Here is a 24,328-nt window from a genome sequence, read left to right on the forward strand (position 1 = left end):
TGCCCCCCCATGATCTGCTACTCTCTCACTCCCGCCTTAACAACCACCCCATAATCTCAGGCAAGCGCGCGGCCCAGGCGTTTTCCTCGTGTTCCGCGCCTTCGTACACCCGGCTTTCCCAGTCCTTGCCCTTCTGCCAGCCCGAGGCGGTGATGCGGGCGTCCACCGACTGCTGATAAGGCGCGTAGAAGGTGTCGAGCGTCGCGGTGCCGTGGTCGAGCCAGAGGCGGCGGCCGTCGGGTGGGCCGAGCCTCTCGGCGAACCAGCGGTCCCAGAGCCCGATCAGCTCGGGATCGCCGCCCTCCACCGCGCGCGGATCGATGGCCGGCCAGTGCGAGCTGATGCACGCGGCGCGGCCGAAAATGTCGGGGCGATTGAGGAAGGCGTAGCAGCTCATCAGCCCGCCCATGCTCGATCCCATGATCGCGGTATCGTCGCGTCCGGGGCGGGTGCGGAAGCTCGCATCGACCCAGGTCTTGAGCGGCCCTGCGATCCAGGCGAGATAGGCGTCGGACAGGATCGGGCCACCGGCGGCCGCGTCCATCCGTGCCCGCAAGCCGGGCGAGACGGCGTCGTGAATGTCGCGCGGCAGATACTGGCGGAAGCGGTCCGCGCCCGGTGCCCAGATGCCGATGATGATATGCGGCTCGATCGCGCCGCTGGCCGAGACCGCCAGCATCGCCTTGTCCGCCGCCCAGATCTTGTCGAAATTGGACCAGCGCCGGTCGAACAGATTGTGCCCGTCGTGCATGTACAGCACCGGGTAGCGCCGCGCCCCGGCGTCATAGCCCGGCGGCAGCCAGATGGTGAGGCGCTGGTCGGGCAGGCCGGCCGCCGCGATCCGCTCATATTGCAGCAGCCTTCCTGAACCCTCGGCCCGCAGCGTCTCCTCGGCCCGAAGCGCAGGCGCGAGCGCCAGGGCGAACAGCGCCAGCGCGAGCCGCAGCCAGGCGCTCACCGCCCCAGCCGCTCCAGCCGGATGGCGAAGCCGCCGCCCGGTGCCATGCGGATGTTCAGCGTGTCCCCGGCGGCGACGGGCTTCTGCTCGATCACGATCTGGTGCCGCGCCTCGGTGCGGTAATCGGCGCTGTCGCCATCGCGCCAGACATGCGCGCGCCATGTGCTGCCCGGGGGTAGGAAGGACAGGTCGATCGCCGCCTCGCGCGCGCTGTCGTCGGTAACGCCGCCGATATACCAGTCGGGCCCGTTGCGGTCCTTGCGCGCGATCACCGCCATCTGGCCGACCTCGCCGAGCAACGTGCGGCTTTCCTCCCAGTCGGTCGGCACCTTCTCGATGAACGCCAGCTCGCGCGGATGCGCTTCCAGATTCTCGATCAGGTCGGCGACCATCTGGATCGGCGAATAGAGCACCACATACAGCGCAAGCTCGCGCGCCAGCGTCGATTCGAGATCGCGCCCGCCGCGCCCCTTCAGCGATAGGATGCCCGGCGTATAGTCCATCGGCCCTGCGAGCATTCGGGTGAACACCAGCGTGGGCACGTGCTTCGGGCCATTGCCCGGCGTGCCCCAGGCCTGATATTCGCCCCCGCGCGCGCCTTCGCGGCTCACCCAGTTGGGATAGGTGCGCCTTAGCCCTGTGTCCTTGATCGGCTCGTGCGGGTTCACCGCGATGCGGCGCGCGGCGGCCTCCTGCACGACCTTGAGGTGATGCTGCGCCATGCGCTGGCCGTCATGCCATTCCATCCGCTGCTCGCCAGCGCGGTCGCCCGGCGCGATGATGCCGCCCGCATCGGCGACATAGCCGGTCTTGACCGCGTCGACACCGTGCCGGGCATAAAGATCGAGCGCCGCGCCGAGCTGGCTTTCGTATTTCGCGATATTGCCGCCGGTCTCATGATGGCCGATCAGGCGCACGCCATGCTGGCGCGCATAGGCGGCAAGGTCGGGCAGGTCGAAATCGGGATAGCTCTGGACGAAATCGAAATCGCGGCCATTGCCGAACCAGTTGCCGTCCCAGCCCTTGTTCCAGCCCTCGACCAGCACCCCGCGAAAGCCATGGCGAGCGGCGAAATCGATATGGCGGCGGACATTGTCATTGGTCGCGCCGTGCTTCGGCCCGCTCGCCCAGCTCTTGGTCTCGAGGTGCATTTCCCACCACACGCCGACATATTTGTGCGGGGTGAACCAGCTGGTGTCGCCGAGCCTGTTTGGTTCGTTGAGGTTGAGCTCGAGATCATTGTCATACAGCCCGCCTGCGCTGCCCGCGATGCGGATGCTGCGCCAGGGGGTGGTGAACGCGCCCGTACGCTCGACCTTCGCGCCGCGGCTCGAGGGGGAGAGCGTGGCGCGGAAGCGCTGGCCGTCGACGCGCTTGAGCCACATCGCGGCATAATCGACCAGCGCGGCCTCGTGGAACGCCAGATGCGTGCCATCGGCGAGCTTCACCGTCATCGGCGTGTGCGCGGCGGAGACCTGATCGATTTGGGTCGCGTGATAGAGATATTCGTAGCGGTTCCAGTCGCCCGCCTGGATCCACCAGGCCTGGCCGGGCGCGGCGATGACGAATTCGGTCAGCTCGTCGGCGATGCGCCACGGCCGGCCATCGGCGCGCGCGGCGAATTCGTAACGAAAGCCGATGCCGTTGTCGAAGGCGCGGAAGCGGATGGCGATCGGGCGATCGGTCGGCCGGTCGGTGAGCGCGTCGCTGGCACCGGGCGAGACGAGGCGGACCAGCAGCTCGTTATGCCGGTCGGTCACGGTCCTGCGCTCGCCCCAGGGCTGGTCCCAGCGCGTATCGACGCTGGCGGTCTCGCTGGCGACGAAGCGGCTGTTGCGGCCGAAACCGTCCTGATCGGTGAACTGGAAGCCCATGCGCGAGGGCGCGATCAGCGGCTTGCCGTCGCGGCTGACGGCATATTGGGCCCAGCCTTCGCCATCGATCGTCACGTCGATCCGCACCCGTCCATCGGGCGAGGCGACGCTCGCGACGGGGCTCGATTGCGCAAGCGCGGGCGCGGCGAGCGCCGCGAGCCAGGTGAGAAGGGCTAACAGCAGCGATCGCATCGGGGGTTCTCCGGCAGGGGTCAGTCGGGGGTGAAGAGCAGCGCGCCGTGACCGGGCAGGCTGCCGGGCGCGGCGTCATTGACCGCCATCACTACGGCACCCTTGGCGGGCAGCGCGGCGGGCCAGGCGGCGGGTTCGGCGGACAGGTTGAACGCGGCGACGATGCGCTCGTCGCCCTCGATCCGCTCGAAGGCGAGGACGTCCGCTTCGCAGTGCAGGATCGCGATGCTCCCCACTGCCAGCGCCGGATGCGTCTTGCGCAGCGCGAGCGCGGCGCGGGTGAGGTTGAGCAGCGAGGCCGGATCGGCGCTCTGCGCGTCGACCGCGAGCGGACCGTGATCGTCGCCGAAGGGCAGCCAGGGATCGCCGCTGCCGAAACCCATGTCGTTGGCGTTCCTGCGCCACGGCATCGGCGTGCGTGCGCCGTCGCGGCTCAGTGTCAGCGGCCAGTTGGCGATCGCCTCGGGGTCCTGCAGCCGCTCGAACGGGATCTCGACCTGCGGCAGGCCGAGCTCCTCGCCCTGATAGAGGAAGATATTGCCGCGCAGCGCGACGAGCAGCAGGATCTTGAGCCGGGCGAAGGCCTCGCGATGCTCGGGCGCGGCCCAGCGGGAAAGCGCGCGCGGCGCGTCATGATTCTCGAACGCCCAGCTCGGCCAGCCGGTGCCCGGCGTGTCAGGCCAGCCGGTGAGCGCCTGCGCGACGATCTGCGGCGTCAGCTTCTCGGCATAGAGGAAGTCGAAGCCATAGGCGCTGTCGAACCGCGTGCCGCCTGCGGTGAACAGCTTCATCTCGCGCTCGGCATCGTCGCCGCCGACTTCGGCGACGGTGAACTTGTCGCCATAGGTGTCGATCAGCGCGCGCATCCGCTCGACAAAGCCGGGAATGTCGGCATGCGACTGGTTGTAGACTTTCAGCTGGAAATCGAACGGCCGGGTGCGCGGCTTGCCGGTATCGGGCGCGGGCGGATTGTCGCGCAATTGCGGATCGTGCATCGCGAAATTGACCGCGTCCATGCGGAAGCCGTCGACGCCGCGATCGAGCCAGAAGCGCAGCACGCCCAGCAATGCTGCCTGCACCGCCGGGTTGTGCACGTTGAGCTGCGGCTGTTCCTTCAGGAAATTGTGCATGTAATACTGGCCGCGCCGCGCGTCCCAGGTCCAGGCAGGGCCGCCGAAGACCGACTGCCAGTTGCTCGGCGGGCTGCCATCGGGCTTGGCATCGGCCCAGACATACCAGTCGGCCTTGGCAGCGGTGGCGCTAGACCGGCTGTCGACGAACCAGGGATGCTGGTCCGAGCTGTGCGAGAACACCTGATCGATCAGTACCTTGAGGCCGAGAGCGTGCGCGCGCGCGACCAGCGCGTCGAAATCCTTGAGCGTGCCGAAGATCGGATCGACGCCGCAATAATCGGCCACGTCATAGCCGAAATCCCTCATCGGCGAGGGGAAAAACGGCGAGAGCCAGATCGCATCGACGCCGAGCTCGGCGATATGGTCGAGCTTCGCGGTAATCCCCGCGAGATCGCCGATGCCGTCGCCGTTCGCATCGGCAAAGCTGCGCGGATAGATCTGATAGATGCTTGCGCCCTTCCACCAGGGGCGGGGGACACCGGTGCCATTGTCGGTATCGGGCCGGGTATCGCAGATCGGCTTGGTCATGTTTCGGCTCTCAGTCGATCGGGGTGGCGCGGCAGACGGCATAGCCCAGCGGGGCCAAGCGGATGGCGACCGATCCCGGCGCGCTGGCGGTGGTCGGGCATGTGCCGGCCAGGCCGATGAACGCGCGCGAGCGATAGCCGACTTCTACGTTCATGCTCACCGGCTGGTCCGAGGTGTTGACCGCGACGAGAATTTCCTCGCCATCATCCTCGCCGCGCGTGAAGGCGAGCAGGCCGGGCTTGGGGCCGTAATGGCGCAGCACGGTGCGCCCGTCGCGCAGCCGGGGATGCGCCTTGCGGATCGCCGCCAGCTCGGCGATCAGCGCATAGAGCGGGTGCGCGGAATCGAAATTCTCGGTTGCGGTGGTTGCAGCCGACCCGACGAGGCGATTGTCGTTGTAACTGGCGACGCGGCTTGCGAACATGTCCTCGCGCGCGTCCTGGTCGTTGCCGTCGCCGGTAAAGCCCTGCTCGTCGCCATAATAGACGGTCGGCACGCCGCGCGCGGTCAGCATCAGCACATGCGCGAGCTTCATGCGGGCGAGGCGCTGTTCCTCGCTGGCGTCGGGAAAGGCCTTGTCGAGCATGTGCCCGAGCCGGCCCATGTCGTGATTGCCGAGAAAGGTGGGCAGCGTGAGCGCGGTCGCATCGCCGCCCTCGTAGAGCACGTCGCCCGCGATCAGACTGGCGAACAGGTCGGTCCCGGCCTTGCCGGTGAGCATGTCGCGCACCGCGGCCTGGAAGGCGAAATCGAGCACCGCGGGCAGCTTGTCGCGCCGGGTGTGCTGCGCGAGGAAACCAGGGTCCATCGCGTCGTTGGCGACCTCGCCGAAGATGTGGAAGTTCGGGATGCCCTTGGCCCTGGCGCGTTCGCGCATCGCGGGGGCAAAGCGCGCCCAGAATTCCGGGTTCACGTGCCGCGCGGTATCGATGCGGAAGCCGTCGATGCCGAACCGGTCGATCCAGCTCGCGTAAATCTCGATGAACCCGTCGACCACGCGCGGGCTCTCGGTCATCAGATCGTCGAGCCCTACGAAATCGCCATAGCGCGAATCCTCGCCATAGAAGCTCGTATTGCCGCGATTGTGGTAATGGATCGGATCGTTGAGCCAGGCGGGAACCTTGATCTGCTCCTCGCCTTTGGGCAGCTGCGGGGTATAGGCATAAGCGGGATCGTTCAGCCGCGCGAAATTCTCGGCCGAGCGCACCTGGTCCCCCTCGAACCCGCCATTGATCCGCGCGCCGTTCAGGCCGCCTTTGGTCCAATAGGGGTAATCGGCCTTGGAGCGATAGGCGCAGACCGGCTGGCCGACGCACTCCTTGAAATAGATGACATCGGCAGTGTGGTTGGTGATGATGTCCATATAGACCTTGATGCCGCGCGCGTGCGCCGCATCGACAAAGGCCCGGAACTCGTCATTGGTGCCGAAATGGCTGTCGACCCTGGTGAAATCGGTCACCCAATAGCCGTGATAGCCAGCGCTTTCCTGGCCCGGTTCGCCCTGCACCGGCTTGTTCTGGAAGATCGGCGCGAACCAGATCGCGGTGACGCCGAGGCGCTGGATATAATCGAGCTTCTGCGTGAGGCCCTTGAGGTCGCCGCCATGGAAGAAGCCCTTGTGCGATGGATCGAACCCGGTCTTCAGCCGGTCACCCTTCAGCCCGCCGCGATCGTTGGCAGGATCGCCATTGGCGAAGCGGTCGGGCAGCACGAAATAGATGATCTCGTCCTGCGGCGGACGGCTGCGCACGGTGGCGGCGCTGTAATCGGGCGCCTGCGCGGCGGCCGGGGCCGAAGCGGCCAGGGCGGCCAGTCCGGCCAGCGTCATCCAGTGTCGCATTGTGCGCCTACCTCATTCGCAATAACGGGGGGCGGGTGGGGAAACCCGCCCCCCGACTGGTGACCGGATCAGAACTCGTACGTCGCGCCCAGGAAGAAGGTGCGGCCGAAATTCTGGATCGTTCCCGTCTGGGCGACATTGCCCCAATAGGTCCGGGTCGGTTCATCGGTCAGGTTATTGACCTGCGCAAGCAGCTTGAGCCCGCGCAGCGCGCTGCCTTCCTGGAACTGGTAGGAAAGCTGCGCATCCATCACCGTTTCCTTGGCGCTGGTCAGGACGAGCTCGCTGATGCCGATCTGCGGGCTGACGAAGCTCGAACGATGGCGGGTGCTGAGGCGTGCCCCGAAGCCGGCCTTTTCGTAGAACACGGTCGGGTTGAACACGTGCTCGGACAGGCCCGGCAGCGGCAGGTTGATCGAGGCGCCGCTGGTCGCGCTGGGGAATTCCAGGTCGCTCTTGCTGTACGCATAGTTGAGCTGAACCCCAAGACCATCGAACGGAGCGGGCAATTCGACGAAGGTCTTGGAGAACTGGAATTCGAAGCCATAGACATAGCCGCCATCACCGTTGATCGGCGAGGAGAAGCTGCCCACCGCGTTGCCGGGAATGTTGGTGCCCGGAATCGGCGGCGGGATGATGCCGTTTTCGACATAGTTGAACTGCGGAATCGTGCCGTTGATGATGTACGATTCGAGGTCCTTGTAATAGGCGCTGACCGCGAACACGCCCGAATTGCCGAAATAGTGCTCATAGCTCAGGTCGAACTGGTTGGCGCGATAGGGCGACAGCTCGGGATTGCCGCCGCCGCCGCTGGTGTTGCCGTCCGATCCGGTATTGACGCTGATCGAACCGCGCAGCTCGAAGAAGCGCGGGCGAGAGATCTGGCGGCTGTAGCTCATGCGCAGGATGTCGCGGTCCGACAGGTCGAGGATCAGGTTCACCGCCGGCAGGAAGTCGTTGAACGTGCGTCCGCGCGTCACCGGACGGCGGTTCTCGCGTGCCGGCGGCGGGGTGGCGGGGTTGTCGACCAGGTTCGGGTCGGCAAAGTTCACCGTCGAGCTCTGGTCGGTGCGAACATAGCGCGCGCCGATATTGCCGTGGAAGCGCAGGCCGCCGAGTTCGGTATCGAAATCGAGCTGGGCATAGCCCGCGTACGTTTCCTCATCGATCCGGAAGCTCTGGTCGATGGTGAAATCGAACGCGATCTGGTCGGTCGGCTGCCGCACGCCCAGCGTATTGCCGAAGGCGAGATTGAAGGCGCCATCGATATCTACCACGGCAAAGCCGGGCAGGCCCGCCGCCGCATAGCCGCCCGAGAAGCCGGCCTGCTTGACCAGATTGCCGGGCACTGCCAGCGGGCTGCCGGGAATGCCGAAGGTGTTGAAAGAGGTCACCCGGCGGTCGCCGCGGCGGTCGGCATAGCGGAAGCCGAAGCGCAGCGCGTCGAGGAAATTGGCCTCGTCGAAGCGGATGACCAGGTCGGCTGCGGTCGCGAACAGCTCGTCGCTGTCCGCCTGCGGCACCAGGAACTGGCCGTCGAGGAAGAAGCCGCCGCCAGCCGGATCGACATCGGTGAAGTTCGAGCTGATCGAACGGATGGTCGGCAGCCGCGTGCCGTTGAGCTGATAGTCGACCGAGATCAGCCCGGGGATCGAATCGGCGCGGCGCAGGCCGGTGGGCGTGTTGACATAGGGGCGCAGGTTGATGCCCGCATTGTTGAAGAAGCTGGTGCCCTTCGAATAGCCGACATCGACGGCGAGGGTGACGCGGTCGCTGAAGTCATAGGCCAGGTTGCCGCCGATGGTGTAGAGCTCGTCGCGGCGGCTTTCGTCCTGATTGACCAGCTCGGTGCCGAGACCGAAGCCGAAGCCGTTCGATCCCACCTGGTTGACGATGCGACCGCCGATCAGCGCGTTGTTGGCGATCACCGGGTTAATGAACTGGTTGTCGCCCGATTGCGGCGAGACGACCCGCAGGCCGCGACGCTGCACGTCCGACTTGAAGCGCGAATAATAGCCGTCGATCAGCACGCGGAGACGATCGCTCGGCTCCCACTGGATCACGCCGATCGCCGCGTCGCGCGTCTCGCGGCCACCGAACTGGATGCCTTCGAAACCGAAATTGAGCGAGTCTGCAACGCCGTCGCCATTGAGGTCGCGCGTGGGGGACCCATTGGTGCCCGGGATCGGGAAGTCGAACTGGACGAAGCGCGTGGCGACGTTCGGCTGGTAAAGCCGTGCATAGCCCAATGCGATGCCCAGCGTGTCGTCGAGCAGCTTGGCCTGGACCGATCCGGACACGCGATAGCCATAAGACGAGACGTCCGGGCTTTCGCTGGCGCGGTCATTGTACAGGCCGCGCAGGTTGACGGTCGCCTTGAACGCATCGGCATTGTCGAGCGGGCGCACGGTCTTCAGCTCGACCTTGCCCGCGATGCCACCCTCGATATGGCTGGCGAGCGGGGTCTTGTAGACCGCGGCCTGGTTTATCAGTTCGGACGGATACTGGTCGAACTCGATCACGCGGTTGCCGCTGGTGGCGACCTGTTCGCGGCCGTTGAGCGTTGCCGAAACGAGGTCCTGCGACAGGCCGCGAATGTTGATCGCGCTCGCCTGGCCGCCGGTGCGCTGCGAGGTCACGCCGGGCAGACGGGCCAGCGATTCCGCGATCGACACGTCGGGAAGGCCCGCAATGTCGTCGGCGGTGACGATATCGACGATGAAATTGCTCTCGCGTTTGGCGGCGATCGAGTTCTCGACGCTGGCGCGGAAACCGGTGACGACGATGACGCCGCCTTCCTCGTCGATCTCGGCGGTGCCCTGCGGCTGTTCGGCATCCGTGCTCTGCGCGAGCGCGGGGCTGGCAGCGCCGATCATCAGCGCGGTGGACAGGGCGGCAAGGCTGGTGCGGCCGGACGCAAGGCGCAGTCGACGGGCGCGAAAAATCGCTTTCATGATCACTCTCCCCAGGGGCCCCGCACGCACATGGCGGGGATGATTTCTGGCGTCTGGAAAAAGTCCAGGGCCGCCGGTTTTCAGGTGAACCGGTCGGCAGTTTGAATAACCTTTGCACCACGATTGCAAAAGGCATACGCATACGTATTCAGGCTGAAAGGTCGCAAAGACCCGGAAATAGCGCGGTTTTGCAAGCGACTTGACGCTAAGGGGCAGGATGGGACGCAGGCCAACCTCATTCGACATCGCACAGCTGGCGGGCGTCTCGCAGCCCACGGTTTCGCGCGCGCTCAGCGGCAATCCGGCGGTCAGCGAACAGACGCGCCGGCGCATCCAGGCGATCGCCGCGCAGCTCAATTATTCGGTCGACAAGAACGCCTCGTCGCTGCGGCGGCAACAGGCGAACACGCTCGCGCTGCTGTTCTTCGAGGACCCGACGCCCGACGATTCGATGATCAACCCATTCTTCCTCGCGATGCTGGGATCGATCACGCGCACCGCCTCGCGCGCCGGGTTCGACCTCCTGATCTCGTTCCAGCAGCTCTCCAGCGACTGGCATGTCGATTACCAGGACAGCCACAAGGCCGATGGCATCATCCTTTTGGGCTATGGCGACTATGAGGACTATCGCGCGCGCCTGACGCATCTGGTGGCGCAGGGCACGCATTTCGTGCGCTGGGGATCGCCGATGGCGAACGAGCCGGGCATCACTTTGGGGTCAGAGAACCGCAGCGGTGGCTATGCCGCGACCCGGCACCTGATCGAACGCCGGCGCCAGCGGATCGCGTTCATCGGCACCGCATCGAGCCACGCGCCCGAGTTCGAGGACCGCTGGCGCGGCTATCGCGATGCGCTGGACGAGGCGGGGCTTCTGGCCGATCCGGCGCTGCAGCGCGATTCCGTCACCTCCGAAGAGGCGGGGCACGAGGCGGTGCGCTCGCTGATCGCGGCGGGCACCAGTTTCGATGCGATCTTCGCCGCGTCCGACCTGATCGCCATCGGCGCGATGCGCGCGCTCGCCGAGCAGGGCCTCAGTGTGCCCGGCGATGTCGCGCTGGTCGGGTTCGACGACATTCCGGCGGCAAGCTTCACCAACCCGCCGCTCACCACCGTCAGCCAGGATGTGAAGGCCGCGGGTGAGGCGCTGGTCGATACGCTGCTGCGCAAGATCCGCGGGCAGGCGGTCGAGCCCTATATGCTGCCCACCCAGCTGATCGTGCGCGGTTCGAGCGGCTGAACGCTTGGCCCCCCACGTATACGTATGCGCTGCGGTTGTGCGCTGACGGGCGCTCTGCCACGGTTCGGGCCAGGGACCCCGCGAAGAGCATAAGGCGGACATCCAGGGAGAGGCGCATGATCGCGGAAAAACCGCGCAAGAGCTTTTGGCAGCTGTTCAACCTGAGCTTCGGATTCTTCGGCATCCAGATCGGGTTCGCGCTGCAGAATGCGAACATGAGCCGCATCTTCCAGTCGCTCGGCGAAAGCCTCGACAACCTCCCTGCCTTGTGGATCGCAGCGCCGCTCACCGGCTTGCTCGTCCAGCCGATCGTCGGCCATTATTCGGACCGCACCTGGACCCGGCTCGGCCGCCGCCGCCCCTATTTTCTCGCCGGGGCCGTGCTCGCGGCGCTGTCGCTGGTCGTCATGCCGCTGTCGCAATCGCTGCTGCTCGCCGCGATGATGCTGTGGATCCTCGATGCGTCGCTCAACATCTCGATGGAGCCGTTCCGCGCCTTTGTCGGCGACAATCTGCGCAAGGACCAGCACACGATGGGCTATGCCATCCAGACCGCGTTCATCGGCGCGGGCGCGGTAGCGGGGTCGCTCTTCCCCTATCTGCTCACCGATCTCGGCATCGCCAACACCGCGCCCCCGGGCCAGGTGCCCGATACGGTGCGGATCAGCTTCTGGTTCGGTGCCGCCGCGCTGTTCCTCGCGGTGCTCTGGACCATCGTCACGACGCGCGAATACAGCCCGGAGGAAATGCGCGCCTTTGCCGAGGCAACCCCCGATGCCCCCGAGGCCCAGCCGATCCGTGCGCTGGCGACGCGAACGCTCACCAGCGCGATCGCCTGGATCGCCGCCGGGGTGGTGGTGGTCGTTCTGGTGGGGAGCTTCGACCTCGAGAAGGAGCTGTACCTGCTCGGCGGATTGCTCGCCGGCTATGGCCTTGCCAGCCTGATCGCGATCCGCATGGCGCGTGCGGGCCGCGACAACAGCCTGCTCGGGGCTATCGTCGGCGATTTCTCGGGCATGCCGCAGATCATGAAGCGGCTGTCGCTGGTGCAGTTCTTCAGCTGGTCGTCGCTGTTCATCATGTGGATCTACACCACGCCCGTCGTCGCGCAGACCGCGTTCGGCGCGACCGATGCGTCGAGCCCCGCCTATAACGCGGCGGGCAACTGGGTGGGCGTGCTGTTCGCGATCTATAACGGCATCGCGGCGATCGCGGCGCTGACGCTGCTGCCCTGGCTCGCCGCGCGCATCGGCAAGGTGCGCGCGCATGCGCTGTGCCTGCTCTGCGGCGCGGCAGGCTTTGCAAGCTTCCTGTTCATCCACGATGCGCAGCTCCTGATCGTCAGCGAGATCGGCATCGGCATCGCCTGGGCGTCGATCCTCGCCATGCCCTATGCGATCCTCGCCTCCAGCCTGCCGCAGTCGAAGCTCGGCATCTTCATGGGGCTGTTCAACGTGTTCGTCGTGCTGCCGCAGTTGCTGGTGGCGACGGTGATGGGCAGCCTGCTCAAGGCCTTCTTCCCGACCGAGCCGGTCTGGACGATGGCGTTCGCTGCCGCCGTGCTGGCAATGGCCGCGCTCGCGACGCTGCGCGTGCCTGAGCCGGACGCCGCGCCCATGTAACGATCCGGCCAACCCGGCGAACCTGATGGCGGGTGCACGCTATCGGGATGCGCGGGGATGGAAGCTGTCGGAATTCAGGGCTCGGCGACGGGACCACAGGCGCGCCCTTTGCCGCCGGTGCTGCGCATCAGCTTGCGCGTCTGGCTGAAGCTCTATGCCGCGCTGATCGCCTCGGCGCGGCCGGTATTCGATCTCGTCGTGCGGCTGGTCATCGCGCAGGGGCTGCTCGCCTCGGGCCTGGTCAAGCTGATGGACTGGGAGCGCGCGCTCGCATTGGCCAGCCAAGAATATCCGGTGAGCTTCATGTCGCCACCTTATGCCGCCGCGCTGGGGCTCGCGATCGAGCTCGGCGGTTCGCTGCTGCTCGCTTTGGGGCTGATGACGCGCGGCGCGGCGATCGCGGTGGGTGCGCTGATGCTCGTCGCGCAGCTCGGCTATCTGCCGACCGACACGCAACTGTTCACCATCGCGCTGATGGGCTGGTATGCTCTGCGCGGTGCGGGGGCATTGTCGCTCGACCGGCTGCTCGCGCGCGGGCTCAAGGGCAGCGCGGTGCCGCTCGCGCCCCAGCTGGTCGGCGCGGGCGATTGGCTCACCCGCCATGCCGCGCCCTGGTATCTCGCCGGCCTGCGCCTCTGGCTGGCGCTGACGCTGGCGGTGCAGGCGGGATGGCTCGCCTTGCCCGAGCCGCAGGTGCTGCTGCCGCTCGCCAGCTTCGCCGCGCTGCCGCCTGCCAGCGCTGGGCTCTATGCGCTGCTGATGCTCGCCGGGCTCGCCATGCCGCTCGTGTCGCTGCTCGCGATCTTGGGGCTGCAGGGGGCGATGCTGATGGGCTATGGCGCGGGCCTGCCGCTGCTGGCGATGGCGACCCTTGCGCTGTTCATCGCTCATGGCAGCGGGCGCGCCTCGATCGACGCGGCGGTGGCGGCCTGGCTGCAGGCGAACGTGCTGCGCGACGCGCGGCCCGGCATGGTGCCCTTGGACTGGCCGCATGTCGTGATCGTCGGCGGCGGCTTTGGCGGGCTCGCCTGCGCGCTCGCGCTGCGCCGCCTGCCGGTGCGGATCACGTTGATCGACCGGCAGAACTACCATCTGTTCCAGCCCTTGCTTTACCAGATCGCCACCGCCGCGCTCTCGCCCGCCGACGTCGCCATCCCCATCCGCCAGCTGTTCCGCGCCGATGGAAATGTGCGCGTGCTGCTCGGCGAGGTCGACCGGGTCGATACGCTAGCGCGCACCATCGGCTTTGGCGGCAACGCGCTCGCTTACGACTATCTCGTGCTCGCCACCGGCGCGACGCACAGCTATTTCGGCCGCGACGAATGGGCGCCCTTCGCCCCCGGCCTCAAGCGCGTGGAAGATGCCATCGCGGTGCGCGCCGCGCTGCTCGGCGCGTTCGAAAAGGCCGAAAGCTGCGGCGATCCTGCGCGCGCGCGGCGGCTGCTCAATTTCGTCATCATCGGCGCGGGGCCGACCGGGGTCGAGCTCGCCGGCGCGATCGCCGAGCTCGCGCGGCACGGGCTGGAGCATGAATATCGCAGCATCGATCCCGCCGACGCGCGGGTGATCCTGGTCCAGGCCGCCGACCGCATCCTGCCCGCCTTTCCGCCCGAATTGTCCGCCGAGGCGGCGCGGTCGCTCGAACGGCTCGGGGTCGAGATCCGGCTCGATGCGCGTGTGACCGGCATCGAGGCCGAGCGCGTGCTGATGGGCGAGGAGGCGATCGAGAGCGAGACCGTGCTCTGGGCCGCGGGCGTCGCCGCCTCGCCCGCCGGACGCTGGCTGAATGCTGCCACCGATCCCTCGGGCCGGGTGACGGTCGATCCGTGCCTGCGCGTCGCGGGCATGGGCAATGTGTTCGTGATCGGCGATGCGGCGGCGAGCCTCGGCTGGGCGGGCAAGCCCGTCCCCGGCCTCGCGCCCGCTGCCAAGCAGGCGGGCAGGCACGTGGCGATGCTGATCGGCGAGGAACTGCGCGGACGGCCCGCCGACACCCCCTTCGTCTATCGCCATCAGGGCAGCCTTGCCACCATCGGCCGCAAGAGCGCCGTCGCCGATTTCGGCTGGCTCCGCCTCTACGGCGCGCCCGCCTGGTGGCTCTGGGGCGCGGTCCATATCGGCTTCCTCGCGGGTTTTCGCAACCGCGCCGTGGTGGTCGTCAACTGGCTGTGGAGCTATGTGACGCAACGCGCGGGGATACGGCTGATCACGATGGGGGAGCGGGGGTAGGTCAGCTGGTGTGGCAGGCCGGGCAGCAATAGAAGCAGCCGTTCGACTGCCAATAAGTTTGCTTGGCCCTGGCCACCGCGCCATGGCAGGTATCGTGGACGCCAAGGCTGAGCTGATTGGCAATGTTGGGCATATAAGGGCAACCGGTCGTGGCGTTATGCACCTCATGATCGCCATTCGCCTGCTGCTGCGTGTTGACTATATAGCTGGGCATGATCGAGGCTCCTTTCCTCGTTACAGCCTAGCCGGTCGAGGCGCATGGCATGCGCTAGGTTTGATCGAGAACGGAGCAAAGGAGGCTGAATTTGATCCGAAAGGGCTGGGATCAGGCCGCCTGACCCTTGAGCAGGCCCGCTGACTTCATTTCTGCATGCAGGGTCCATGGCGCGAGTTCCAGACCATTGGGCCAGGCCAGCGCGCCATTGTCGATAAAGGCCCTCGCAAAAGCCTCCGGATCGCGCAGCGGGATGGTCAGCGGCGTATCCTTGCTGCCGAGCAGATCAGCGGCATCCCAGATGCCAGTCGTGCCATCCGAGAAACTCAGGCTCAGGCGCAGATCGCCGACAGGCTTGCAATGGGAGAGCTTAATCATCGAAATCTGCTCCGGGGATCAGTTGCATCGGTAGCAGATCGACGCCGCGCTGCCAATTCTCGAGCAATTCGCGCTGATGGCGCGCGGTCCAGTCCTGCACCAGCCTCAAGGCGCGGTTGGGCAGGGTGCCAGCATAAACCGAACCGTCCGCAATACGGATCAGCGCCTCGAAGCCTTGATAGCTGGCATGGAAATGCGGCGGCGCATGGTCGTTGTGATACATGCGGATGATGATGCCGAAGAATGTCGAGATGACCGGCATCGGAATATCCTAGATGAGCATCCAGGTTCTGCCGGGTCCGGCCTTGCTCAGCTTTCCCTCGTTCTGGAGTATTTGGCCCGCCCAGCGCATGGCATACTGCCAAGTATAGAAAAGATCGCCCGACTGACGCAGCTCGGCTTCATGGTTCTCCCAGATGTGCTGGGCAATCCTCGGGACGGTTGAGGGGCCGAGAGCTGACAAAGCCTCGACGATCCAGATTTTCAACGCATCCCGAGTGGTCATCGAGATTACTCCGCCGCAATCCCCGCCTGCTTGAACATGTCCTCGCTGTCGTCGATCACGGCGACTTCGTTGGCGGCGCTCTTTTTCTGGCGCTTGTCGAAGGCGGCCCAGACGTCGTTCCAGTTGCCGCGGGTTGCGCCCTTGGAATATTCGGTCGCGCGGGTTTCGAAGAAATTGGCGTGCTCGACGCCGTTGAGCAGCGGGGCGAGCCAGGGCAGGGGGTGGTCCTCGATCATGTAGATCGCAGGGAGCCCAAGCTGGCTGAGGCGCCAGTCGGCGATATAGCGGATGTACCGCTTGATCTCCTTGGCGGTCATGCCGCTGACCGGGCCCTGTTCGAACGCCAGGTCGATGAACGCATCTTCCAGCCGCACCGTCTTCTGGCAGCAGTCGATAATGTCTTCCTTGACGGCCTTGGTCAGGCAGCCGCGCTCGGCGCAGAAGGCGTGGAACAGGCGGATGATGCCTTCGCAGTGCAGGCTCTCGTCGCGCACCGACCAGCTGACGATCTGGCCCATGCCCTTCATCTTGTTGAAGCGCGGGAAGTTCATCAGCATCGCGAAGCTGGCGAACAGCTGCAGCCCTTCGGTAAAGCCGCCAAACATCGCGAGCGTGCGCGCGATGTCCTGGTCGTTGTCGACGCCGAAGGTCGCGAGATAATCGTGCTTGGCCTTCATCTCCTCATATTCGAGGAACATGCCATATTCGCTCTCGGGCATGCCGATGGTGTCGAGCAGATGGCTGTAGGCTGCGATATGCACGGTTTCCATGTTGCTGAACGCGGTCAGCATCATCTTGACCTCTGTCGGCTTGAACACGCGGCCGTAATTCTCGTGATAGCAGTTCTGCACCTCGACATCGGCCTGGGTGAAGAAGCGGAAGATCTGCGTCAGCAGGTTGCGCTCATGGTCGGAGAGCTTCTGCGCCCAGTCGCGGCAATCCTCGCCCAGCGGCACCTCTTCGGGCATCCAGTGGATCTGCTGCTGGCGCTTCCAGAAATCATAGGCCCAAGGGTATTCGAAGGGCTTGTACTGCGTGCGGGCTTCGAGAAGGGACATAAGGTTGCTCCGAAGAAAATAGCTTTAAAAAAGTCAGGTTTGACGAGGCTGAAGCTTAGTTTCGAGAAATTTTATCATCAGCAGAGCAGGCAATATCCATAAGCATATGAATAGGCCAAGCTCCATAATGCCGCCATCTAGAACCAGTTGCGGACTATAATAATAGTAGTCGATTAGGCATTTTCTGCGGCAGGTGGAGCCGTAGTTTCTGGGATAATTTAACGTAAAAACCAACCAGAAAAGGGCTCCCATATAAGCCGGTATCCCCAAGAATAGCAGCGCAATCGCAGTTGTTCTGAGAGGTTTGGCTTCAGCTGCTGCCTCTACATGCGAGTTGTCATCCATTCTACTGACAAGCCAAACACTCGTCGTAATCCGTCGTTTCGCCGAGCTCGAACTTGGGCGCGTCGATGGTGTTGTCCGCCTCGACGCCGCCGGCAAAGCCTGCGCGCTGGACCGATTTGGAGCGCAGATAATAGAGCGACTTGATGCCCAGCTCCCACGCGCGGAAGTGCAGCATCAGCAGGTCCCATTTGTCCACGTCCGCCGGGATGAACAGGTTCAGCGACTGCGCTTGGTCAATATAGGGTGTGCGGTCGGCGGCCAGTTCGAGCAGCCACCGCTGATCGATCTCGAAGCTGGTCTTGAACGCGTCCTTTTCCTCCGCGCTCAGGAAGTCGAGATGCTGGACCGAGCCGCCCTTTTCGAGGATCGAGTTCCACACATTGGTCGAATCCTTCGCCTTTTCGCGCAGCAGCTTTTCCAGATACGGGTTCTTGACCACGAAGCTGCCCGAGAGCGTCTTGTGGGTATAGATGTTCGCCGGAATGGGCTCGATGCACGCGCTGGTGCCGCCGCAGATGATCGAGATCGACGCGGTCGGCGCGATCGCCATCTTGCAGCTGAAACGCTCCATCACGCCCTGGTCGGCAGCATCGGGGCAGGGGCCGCGTTCCTTGGCGAGCAGCATCGAGGCCTCTGATGCCTTGGCCGCGATGTGCTTGAAGATCTTCATGTTCCACGACTTGGCGAGCGCCGATTCGAAGCCGAGGCCGCGCGCCTGGAGGAACGAGTGGAAGCCCATCACGCCCATGCCGACCGAGCGTTCGCGCATAGCGCTGTAGCGGGCGCGCGCCATTTCGGGCGGGGCGCGGTCGATATAGTCCTGCAGCACATTGTCGAGGAAGCGCATCACGTCCTCGATGAAGCGCTTGTCGTCGTGCCACTGGTCCCAGGTCTCGATGTTGAGCGAGGACAGGCAGCACACGGCGGTGCGGTCGTTGCCCAGATGATCGCGGCCGGTGGGCAGCGTGATCTCGCTGCACAGGTTCGAGGTCGAGACCTTGAGGCCCAGCTCGCGGTGATGCGCGGGCATCATGCGGTTCACGGTATCGTTGAACACGATATAGGGCTCGCCGGTCGCCAGACGCGTCTCGACCAGCTTCTGGAACAGCGCGCGCGCATTGACGGTGCCGCGCACGCTGCCGTCCTTGGGGCTGCGCAGGTTGAACTCGGCGCCGTCGCGGACCGCTTCCATGAACTCGTCGGTCAGCAGCACGCCATGGTGCAGGTTGAGCGCCTTGCGGTTGAAATCGCCCGACGGCTTGCGGATCTCGAGGAACTCCTCGATCTCCGGATGCGACACGTCGAGATAGCAGGCCGCCGAACCACGGCGCAGCGAGCCCTGCGAAATGGCCAGCGTCAGCGAATCCATCACGCGCACGAACGGGATGATGCCGCTGGTCTTGCCGTTGAGGCCGACCGGCTCGCCGATGCCGCGCACATTGCCCCAATAGGTGCCGATGCCGCCGCCGCGCGAGGCGAGCCACACATTCTCGTTCCATGTGCCGACAATGCCTTCCAGGCTGTCGTCGACGCTGTTGAGATAGCAGCTGATCGGCAGGCCCCGGCCCGTGCCGCCGTTCGACAGCACCGGGGTGGCGGGCATGAACCACAGCTTCGAGATATAATCATAGAGCCGCTGGGCGTGCTCCTGATCGTCGGCATAGGCATCGGCGACGCGCGCGAACAGGTCCTGATAGGATTCGCCGGGCAGCAGATAGCGGTCTTCCAGCGTTTCCTTGCCGAAATCGGTGAGCAGATCGTCGCGGCTCTTGTCGGTCACGACGTTGAACCGGCGCGCGGCGACGGTCTTGCTGTCCAGAGCCTCGGCGGGCTTGGTGGCGGCAGCAGCCTGGGTGGCGGCCATGGCGATCAGCGCCATTTCCGCAGCGTTGGGCTCTGCCGACGCAATCCTTGCGCCTGCGCCTGAATCTGCCTTTGCGGCTGCGTCGAGTACATCTGCTTCACCCATATTGTCTGCGCTACCCTTGCCCGTATCTCTGAAATCCATGACGCCCCCGTAAGACCGTTGATGGGAAACTTTGTTCCGCAATTGTTCGACTCGGGGCGCAAGCGTCCCGTATAGCATCTTGTGGCCCGCGACGGGGGAAAACTTATCCCCAACAGAAGGCCCGAAAGAGGCAAAACGCCCTTGACGTGAAGGCCCATGTCTGCCCCCGCGCTTCGTTTCAACCACTGGTATTGGTATGCCCCGTCCGCATGTCCCACTACCTATAGTGCCGTTTCCTGATTCCGGCGCAAGAGGGTAAATGGTTAATTAGGCCAACCGTTCGTCGCGCGTGGGATTCCATTCGTCGCTGGTGCAACCGGACTGATGCGGTGCGACGCGCGGAAAAAAGCCGGTCCGAAAAATCGCAAGAGGGCAAATGCGGCTTGCCCACAATTTCCTCTCCACAGGCTTGTGCACGGCAAATTGAGGGCTGTGGATGACGCGCCGGATGGTGGTGCAGGAGGCGACGAAGCACATTCCCTTGTGCCCCGGCTTGCGATAGCGTTACGCCCACAATAGAGACGGTCCCAGTTCATCCGCCCGCGCCACGAGAGCGCATCCAGTTTCCGGGGGAATGCCATGACCGTGACCATCAAAGCCGCCGACCTGATCGAGAGCGTCGCCGACGCGCTGCAGTTCATCAGCTATTACCACCCGATGGACTATATCCGTGCGCTGGGTAAGGCCTATGAGGCGGAGCAGTCGCCCGCGGCCAAGGATGCGATCGCGCAGATTCTCACCAACAGCCGCATGTGCGCCGAGGGCCATCGGCCGATCTGCCAGGATACCGGAATCGTCAACGTGTTCGTCAAATGGGGCATGGACTGCCGCCTCGACGACACCTCGCGCTCGTTGCAGGAGATTGTCGACGAGGGCGTGCGCCGCGCGTACCTGCACCCGGACAACAAGCTGCGCGCCTCGGTGCTCGCCGATCCCGCGTTCACGCGTCGCAATACGAAGGACAACACCCCTTGCGTGCTGCACGTCGAGATGGTGCCCGGCCATCACGTGCATGTCGATGTCGCGGCCAAGGGCGGCGGCAGCGAGAACAAGTCCAAGTTCAAGATGATGAACCCCAGCGACAATATCGTCGACTGGGTGCTCGAGATGATCCCGCAGATGGGCGCGGGCTGGTGCCCGCCGGGCATGCTCGGCATCGGCATCGGCGGCACAGCGGAACATGCGGTGCTGCTCGCCAAGAAGGCGCTGATGGAGCCGATCGACATGGGCCCGCTCAAGGAACGCGGGGCGCAGAACGACATTGAAGCGATGCGGATCGAGATTTTCGACAAGGTCAACGCGCTCGGCATCGGCGCGCAGGGGCTGGGCGGGCTTTCGACCATTCTCGACGTCAAGATCATGGACGCGCCCTGCCATGCCGCGGGCAAGCCGGTCGCGATGATCCCCAATTGCGCCGCGACGCGCCACGCGCATTTTTCGCTCGATGGCTCGGGCCCGGCCTATCTCGAAGCGCCCAAGCTCGACGAATGGCCCGATGTCAACTGGACCCCCGACAAGGCGGCGATCCGTGTCGATCTCGACAATCTGACGCCGGAGGTCGTGCAGAGCTGGAAGCAGGGCGACCGGCTGCTGCTCAACGGCAAGATGCTCACCGGGCGCGACGCGGCGCACAAGCGCATCCAGGACATGCTGGCCAAGGGCGAGGAGCTTCCGGTCGAGTTTCGCGGCCGCGTGATCTATTATGTCGGCCCGGTCGATCCGGTGGGCGAGGAGATCGTCGGCCCCGCAGGCCCCACCACCGCGACGCGCATGGACAAGTTCACCCGCATGATGCTGGAACAGGGCCTGCTCGCGATGGTCGGCAAGGCCGAGCGCGGCCCGGCGGCGGTCGAGGCGATCCGCGACCACAAGAGCGCTTACCTCATGGCGGTTGGCGGTGCAGCCTATCTGGTCGCACGTGCGATCAAGGGCAGCACCGTGGTCGGCTTCCACGATCTGGGCATGGAGGCGATCTACGAATTCGAGGTCAAAGACTTCCCGGTGACGGTTGCGGTGGATAGCGAAGGCAACAACGTGCACCAGCTCGCCCCGCTGGTGTGGCGCGACAAGATCGCCAAGGAAGGGCTGTTGCAGGGGGCGTGAGCCTAATGCCCTCTCTTCTTTAGGGGCAGTCGTTCAGCCACCCTGCGCGCTGACGACCCACCCCCGGCCCCTCCCTGGCGAGGGAGGGGGCTTTGGTACGCAGGCGGCGTTGTTATCAACCGTCACCCTGAACTTGTTTCAGGGCCCATTTCTCCCCACGCGGCTTCGGCTTTTGGGGCACGATGGGTCCTGAAACAAGTTCAGGATGACGGTGGTTATTTGGGCAGACGATCGCGCCGAGCCTTCGAAAGGCTCAGGCTGAGCGGGGGTGGTGAAGCGCTTCGGGGCTGGTTCTTACCCCACCGGCACGCAGTTCGCCGCCGGTGCTACAGGCATTACCGGCGTCACCGGCACAATGATCCGCCCGCCGGTGCCCGGATTGACGAACGGCAAATCCGCATCGGGATATTGCACCTTGCCCTTGAGCGCATCGATCTCGGCCTGGCGGCGCTTCAGGTAGAAATCGCGCGCGGCCATATAGGGATCGCCGCTCTGGTTGCGCAGCGCGTTCAATTGCTCGTCGATCTGGATGCGTCCCTGCAGCGCGCTCAGCGTCGCGGCGGGCAGGGTGAAATAGGGGTCGTTGAACGGCGCGCCGACCACGGTCGGCAGCAGCAGCCCGTCGATCGTTCCGCCCACCAGGTCGCGAACCGTGGTCGGCCCGATCAATGGCAGGAACAGATAGGCCCCCGGCTCCACCCCGTAGTAGCCGAGCGTGTTGGCAAAGCCGTTGCGGCGATAGGGCAGCTTGAAGGGATCGCGCTTGGCGACATCGAACAGCCCGCCGATACCGATGGTGCTGTTGATCGCAAAGCGTCCGACGGTTTCGGCGGCCTTGCCGGGTTTGAGTTGCAGCAGAAAGTTGAGCGCTACGATCGGCTCGGTCAGGTTGCGCAGGAAGTTGCGGATGCCATGGCGCACCGGCTTGGGCACCGCGTCCTTGTACGCCATCGCCACCGGGCCGACCAGGGCCTCGTCGACATCCTGCACGACCTCGAACGATTGGGCGTTCAATTGCAGCATCGGGTCGCCCGGCTGCGAATCGGGCCGCGCGGTGACGACGATGGCGCCATCCTGCGCAGGGGCGGCAGCGGCGGCTGGTGTTTCGGCAGGAGCAGCAGCGAGCTGGTCGATGGCCGGGCAAGGCGGCAGCGCGGCGGCAGGTGTTGCCGGTGCTTCGATCGGCGCTGCGATGGGTGCCGGTTCTGCACCCCCCGTCTGAAGCGACGCCAGTGCCAGCGCAAAGGGCAGCGCGGAAAGGCTCATCGTGCAACGCTCGACAGCGAAATTTGCAGTAAAAGGGTCATCCCGGCGTCGTCATCCTTGCGCAGTATTGCCCCATTTGCTCGGGCTATGGCCAGTGTCGGGACAAGTCAATGTCCCGCGTGCCGATATACGGATGCCCGCGACCTGCCGTTGCGCCCGCCCGACCAAAAAGCCTGTTTCCAGATGTTCATGCTATGGTCTAAAGCACGGGGATGCTGCTGTCGCTCGCCATTCGTGACCTGGTACTGATCGAGGCGCTCGATCTGGACTTTCGCGCCGGTCTGGGCGTGCTGACCGGGGAGACCGGGGCGGGCAAGTCGATCCTGCTCGATGCTTTGGGCCTCGCCATGGGCGCGCGCGCCGATAGCGGGCTGGTGCGCCAGGGGGCCGAGCGCGCATTGGTGATCGCCGGGTTCGATCCGGGCGATCATGCCGGCGTCGCCGCGCTGCTCCACGATAACGACATCGCGCAGGAGCCGGGCGAACCGCTGCTGATCCGGCGGCAGGTGCGCGCCGATGGCGGCAGCCGCGCCTTCGTCAACGACCAGCCGGTGTCCGCCGCGCTGCTGCGCGATCTGGGCGCGATGCTGGTCGAGATTCACGGCCAGCACGACGATCGCGGGCTGATCAACCCCAAAGGCCATCGCGACCTGCTCGACAGTTTCGGGCGCTGCGACGTCGCGGGCGTCGCCGCCGCGTGGCGCGAGTGGCAGGCGGCCGAGCGCGCGTTCACGGCGGCGAGCGAGGCGATCGAGAGCGCGATGCGCGACCGCGAGCTTCTCGAGCATAATCTGGAGGAACTCGCCGCGTTCGGCCCGCAACCGGGCGAGGAAGAGGAGCTGGCGGGCGAGCGCGCCGCGATGCAGAAGGGCGAGCGGCTTTCGGGCGATCTCGCCGAGCTGTTCGAGACCTTCGAGGGATCGAAGGGCGCGCTGGCGCTGCTGCGCGGCGCGGCGCGCAAGCTCGGCCGGATCGCCGAAGAGCATCCGCTGCTCGATCAGGCGATGGAGGCGCTCGACCGCGCGATGATCGAGGCCGATGATGCCGAGGCCAAGCTGCGCGCGGCATCCGAGGCGCTGACCTATGATGCGGTGCGGCTCGACGAGCTCGAGCGACGGCTGTTCGATCTGCGCGCACTCGCCCGCAAGCACAACGTCGCGGGCGACCTGCTGCCCGACCTGCTGAAACGGATGCAGGCGGACTGGGCGGCGCTCGAATCGGGCGGGGCGAATGTCGCCGAGCTCGACCGGGCGCGGCACAAGGCGCGCGAAGCCTATGTCGCCGCCGCCGATGCGCTGAGCGCAGCGCGGGCCAAGGCGGGCATCGCGCTCGATGCGGCAGTGATGGCGGAACTGAAGCCCTTGAAACTCGATGCCGCGCGCTTCCGCACTTTGGTCGAGCCGCTTGACGAGGCGCGCTGGGGCGCCTCGGGCAAGGACCATGTGGAATTCCTCATCTCGACCAACCCCGGCAGCGATTTCGCGCCGTTGATGAAGATCGCGTCCGGAGGCGAGCTGTCGCGCTTCATCCTCGCGCTCAAGGTCGCGCTCGCCGAGCAGGGCGGGGCGGCGACGATGATCTTCGACGAGATCGATCGCGGCGTCGGCGGCGCGGTCGCCTCGGCGATCGGCGAGCGGCTGGCGCGGCTGGCGCGCGGCACGCAGCTGCTGGTCGTCACCCACTCGCCCCAGGTCGCCGCGCGCGGCAGCCAGCACCTGCTGATCGCCAAGACATCGGACGGCACGGTCGCGCGCACCGGCGTGCGCACGCTCGACGATGCCGGCCGCAAGGAAGAGATCGCGCGCATGCTCTCCGGCGCGGAAATCACACCCGAGGCGCGCGCGCAGGCTGATCGGTTGCTGGAGGGGGTGTGATGGCGGGTTT

17 protein-coding genes are annotated in these 24,328 nt (G+C 65.5%); 5 read left to right on the top strand and 12 right to left on the bottom strand.

Annotated elements, in window-relative coordinates:
• Nucleotides 1-25: 25 nt before the first annotated feature.
• The 5 genes from FG486_RS08810 to FG486_RS08830 all read right to left on the bottom strand — a co-directional run bounded on the left by FG486_RS08810 (nt 26) and on the right by FG486_RS08830 (nt 9,479).
• Nucleotides 26-958, bottom strand: a complete 933-nt coding sequence (locus FG486_RS08810; RefSeq protein WP_338401599.1) for an alpha/beta hydrolase — start codon at nt 956-958, stop codon at nt 26-28.
• Nucleotides 955-3,024, bottom strand: a complete 2,070-nt coding sequence (locus FG486_RS08815) for a glycoside hydrolase family 97 protein (RefSeq protein WP_181267260.1) — start codon at nt 3,022-3,024, stop codon at nt 955-957. The genes FG486_RS08810 and FG486_RS08815 overlap by 4 nt, the downstream gene beginning before the upstream one ends.
• A 20-nt stretch (nt 3,025-3,044) precedes the next feature.
• On the bottom strand, nt 3,045-4,685 hold the full coding sequence (locus tag FG486_RS08820) for an alpha-amylase family glycosyl hydrolase (RefSeq protein ID WP_181267261.1): 1,641 nt from the start codon (nt 4,683-4,685) through the stop codon (nt 3,045-3,047).
• 10 nt (nt 4,686-4,695) lie between these two features.
• Complete coding sequence (locus tag FG486_RS08825; RefSeq protein WP_181267262.1) at nt 4,696-6,525, bottom strand: alpha-amylase family glycosyl hydrolase; 1,830 nt, start codon at nt 6,523-6,525, stop codon at nt 4,696-4,698.
• 68 nt (nt 6,526-6,593) lie between these two features.
• Nucleotides 6,594-9,479 (bottom strand): TonB-dependent receptor, encoded by a 2,886-nt coding sequence (locus FG486_RS08830; RefSeq protein WP_066282655.1) that lies wholly within the window; start codon nt 9,477-9,479, stop codon nt 6,594-6,596.
• Between the two features lie 217 nt (nt 9,480-9,696).
• Here FG486_RS08830 and FG486_RS08835 point away from each other — a divergent pair, with 217 nt between their 5' ends.
• The 3 genes from FG486_RS08835 (at nt 9,697) to FG486_RS08845 (ending at nt 14,567) form a co-directional block, all read left to right on the top strand.
• Nucleotides 9,697-10,716 (top strand): LacI family DNA-binding transcriptional regulator, encoded by a 1,020-nt coding sequence (locus tag FG486_RS08835; RefSeq protein WP_181267263.1) that lies wholly within the window; start codon nt 9,697-9,699, stop codon nt 10,714-10,716.
• A gap of 116 nt (nt 10,717-10,832) precedes the next feature.
• Nucleotides 10,833-12,338 carry an MFS transporter gene (locus FG486_RS08840; protein WP_181267264.1) on the top strand — a complete coding sequence of 502 codons (1,506 nt, stop codon included), beginning with the start codon at nt 10,833-10,835 and terminating at the stop codon, nt 12,336-12,338.
• A 57-nt stretch (nt 12,339-12,395) separates the two neighbouring features.
• Nucleotides 12,396-14,567 (top strand): FAD-dependent oxidoreductase, encoded by a 2,172-nt coding sequence (locus FG486_RS08845; protein WP_181267265.1) that lies wholly within the window; start codon nt 12,396-12,398, stop codon nt 14,565-14,567.
• Nucleotide 14,568: 1 nt separating this feature from the next.
• Here FG486_RS08845 and FG486_RS08850 read toward each other — a convergent pair whose 3' ends face one another.
• From FG486_RS08850 to FG486_RS08875, 6 genes are all read right to left on the bottom strand, one after another.
• Nucleotides 14,569-14,781: a hypothetical protein gene (locus FG486_RS08850; RefSeq protein WP_181267266.1), complete on the bottom strand. Its 213-nt coding sequence runs from the start codon at nt 14,779-14,781 to the stop codon at nt 14,569-14,571.
• Nucleotides 14,782-14,892: 111 nt separating this feature from the next.
• Entirely contained in the window at nt 14,893-15,159 is a 267-nt protein-coding gene (locus FG486_RS08855; RefSeq protein WP_181267267.1) for a DUF2442 domain-containing protein, read from the bottom strand.
• Nucleotides 15,152-15,421, bottom strand: a complete 270-nt coding sequence (locus tag FG486_RS08860) for a DUF4160 domain-containing protein (RefSeq protein WP_181267268.1) — start codon at nt 15,419-15,421, stop codon at nt 15,152-15,154. Before FG486_RS08860 ends, FG486_RS08855 begins: the two co-directional genes overlap by 8 nt.
• Before the next feature lie 9 nt (nt 15,422-15,430).
• Nucleotides 15,431-15,664, bottom strand: coding sequence for a hypothetical protein (locus tag FG486_RS08865; RefSeq protein ID WP_181267269.1), 234 nt, complete (start codon nt 15,662-15,664; stop codon nt 15,431-15,433).
• A gap of 5 nt (nt 15,665-15,669) precedes the next feature.
• The gene (locus tag FG486_RS08870) at nt 15,670-16,722 is read right to left on the bottom strand and encodes a ribonucleotide-diphosphate reductase subunit beta (RefSeq protein WP_066282668.1); all 1,053 of its coding nucleotides are present in this window, start codon (nt 16,720-16,722) and stop codon (nt 15,670-15,672) included.
• Between the two features lie 346 nt (nt 16,723-17,068).
• Nucleotides 17,069-18,931, bottom strand: coding sequence for a ribonucleoside-diphosphate reductase subunit alpha (locus FG486_RS08875; protein ID WP_241695757.1), 1,863 nt, complete (start codon nt 18,929-18,931; stop codon nt 17,069-17,071).
• 723 nt (nt 18,932-19,654) lie between these two features.
• Here FG486_RS08875 and FG486_RS08880 point away from each other — a divergent pair.
• Nucleotides 19,655-21,178: a fumarate hydratase gene (locus FG486_RS08880; protein ID WP_181267271.1), complete on the top strand. Its 1,524-nt coding sequence runs from the start codon at nt 19,655-19,657 to the stop codon at nt 21,176-21,178.
• Between the two features lie 294 nt (nt 21,179-21,472).
• Here the strand turns inward: FG486_RS08880 and FG486_RS08885 are convergent, their stop codons facing one another.
• A complete protein-coding gene (locus FG486_RS08885; RefSeq protein WP_181267272.1) occupies nt 21,473-22,444 on the bottom strand; it encodes an MlaA family lipoprotein in 972 nt (323 codons plus the stop codon).
• A 212-nt stretch (nt 22,445-22,656) separates the two neighbouring features.
• Between FG486_RS08885 and recN the strand changes: the two genes are divergently transcribed.
• Entirely contained in the window at nt 22,657-24,318 is a 1,662-nt protein-coding gene (gene recN / locus FG486_RS08890) for a DNA repair protein RecN (RefSeq protein ID WP_181267273.1), read from the top strand.
• Nucleotides 24,319-24,328 lie beyond the last annotated feature (10 nt).

Source organism: Blastomonas ursincola (assembly GCF_013607875.1).
Taxonomy (GTDB): Bacteria; Pseudomonadota; Alphaproteobacteria; order Sphingomonadales; family Sphingomonadaceae; genus Blastomonas; species Blastomonas ursincola.